Raw genomic sequence first — 2,186 nt, forward strand, 5'->3', positions numbered from 1 at the left:
AGTGCGACCTGAAAGTCGCATGGGTTTCTGTTCCGCAGGTTAACGCCCGACGGAACCGATTGTTCCACCACTCGTTCCCTACCCAGACAGGCGCGGCCGGTAACAGCTGGGTCTGAAGCCCTGGGGACAATGTAACCGCCGATTTTCGGTAGGTCGAACCGTGAGGCCAGACTGAATCTGCCAGCATCAAGGCGGAGAGGTGCTAGGGATGAACGGGTACGGCTAACACACGTGAACCTCATATAAACGTCGTCAAAATAGCCAAGCCAAAGATGCTGACAGGCTTGAACCAAAAGGTAAGCGGACAGGCAGGGGGTCTTACCGATACCCCCTCGTGGATGTGGTGCCGCCGGCGAAATCGAGGAGCCCGACCCGTTCGGAAATCCATGTGGAACAGGGTAAGCCCGTAGCGCTGCCGGTTTCGGCAGGTGAGCTGTAAAGCAAGCTGTTGGTGCTGCGGGTAAAGGAATGTGGAAAAAGCGAAGGTCGCCCTGTAATGGGGCGAATACAGGTTGAAAGATCATCTGGCGCGAAAGCGAGCAGACTTCCACAAGGTCTTCCATGGCGAAACAACCTGATCAATCGTTGTACGGAGGAAAGCAGATGGTAGTGCTCACATCCCATGCACAAGCACCGGCGGGCACTGGTGCATCTTCGAACTTCGAGTCGGTCTGGCCCCTATCCTGGTGCCAAATCGAATCGCAAGTGAAACGACTCCAGGTACGTATCGCCAAGGCAACACGAGAAGGCAGATGGGGCAAGGTGCAAGCCTTACAGCGGCTGCTGACTCGCTCGTACCGCGGCAAGATGTTGGCCGTTAAGCGAGTGACGGAGAATAGAGGCAAGAGAACACCGGGAGTTGATGGCAAGATCTGGTCAACCCCTGTGGCCAAATCGAAGGGAGTTAAAGCGTTACAGCATCGGGGCTATTGCCCTCAACCGCTGAGACGTATCTACATACCCAAAAGCAATGGCAAGAAGCGCCCGCTGGGAATTCCAACGATGCGGGATCGCGCAATGCAGGCACTGTGGAAACTGGCACTTGAGCCGGTTGCAGAAACGCGTGCGGATCCAAATTCGTATGGATTTCGGCCGCAGCGATCCACGGCCGATGCAATCGCACATTGCTTCAATGCACTGGCGAAACGCAGTTCGGCGCAATGGGTACTTGAGGGCGACATTCGAGGCTGTTTTGACAATATCAGCCACGATTGGCTGCTCGCCAACGTACCCATGGATAAAGCGGTTCTGCGTAAGTGGCTTCGAGCCGGGTATGTCGATCAGGGAGCCTTGTTCGCAACGGAGGCAGGAACCCCGCAAGGGGGAATCATCTCCCCGATACTTGCGAATTGGACGCTGGATGGGCTGGAACATGTTGTCCACACAAGCGTGGCTTCGACGAACCGAAAGCGACAGCCATTCAAGATACACGTCGTAAGATATGCCGATGACTTCATCATCACGGGAACTTCGAAGGCTATCCTGCAAAGTCAGGTTCGACCTGCAATTGAGGCATTCCTGAAAGAGCGAGGCTTGGAACTCTCTGATGAAAAGACTCACATCACGCATATCTCGCAAGGCTTCGATTTTCTGGGCCAGAACGTACGTAAGTACGCTGGCAAGCTACTCATCACTCCGGCTCGCAAGAGTGTGAAAGCGCTTCTGGATAAGGTCCGGGAAATCACAAACGGAAACAAGGCGGCGACGCAAGCAAACCTGATTCAGGTCCTGAACCCGGTAATCCGGGGGTGGGCCATGTATCATCGTCATGTTGTCGCTGCCAAGCGTTTCGCGTGGATCGACCATCAGATTTGGCGAGTGTTATGGCGCTGGGCTGTCCGCCGGCATGCCATGAAAAGTGCCCATTGGGTAAAACAACGATACTTTCGTGTAGTGGGTCAACGGCACTGGATTTTCGCCAGCAAGGAAAAAGTACGTGGCATGAGTCAACCCGCTTGGCTTTTTGCCGCAGCCAGTGTTTCGATTGTTCGGCATATCAAAATATGCAGTGCAGCGAACCCGTTCGATCCGGCATGGACGTCTTACCTTGAGCGCCGAAGAGCGCATTGTCAGGTAGCCCGGTCTCACTCAGGCTGCTGGAAGGCTTGAGCCGTATGAGGGGTGACTCTCAAGTACGGTTCTTAGGGGAGGCAGGAGTGGTAACACTCCTGCTTTACCCGACTGAA

At 54.8% G+C, this 2,186-nt stretch carries 1 protein-coding gene; it reads left to right on the forward strand.

The genetic code is table 11. The annotated features are described in order from the left end of the window. Window positions 1–561 precede the first annotated feature (561 nt). Entirely contained in the window at window positions 562–2,109 is a 1,548-nt protein-coding gene (gene ltrA, locus GHN92_RS23505; RefSeq protein WP_256666560.1) for a group II intron reverse transcriptase/maturase, read from the forward strand. The last annotated feature ends 77 nt before the right edge of the window (window positions 2,110–2,186 follow it).

The organism is Pseudomonas sp. FSL R10-2964, assembly GCF_009600035.1.
Classification (GTDB): Bacteria; Pseudomonadota; Gammaproteobacteria; order Pseudomonadales; family Pseudomonadaceae; genus Aquipseudomonas; species Aquipseudomonas bubulae.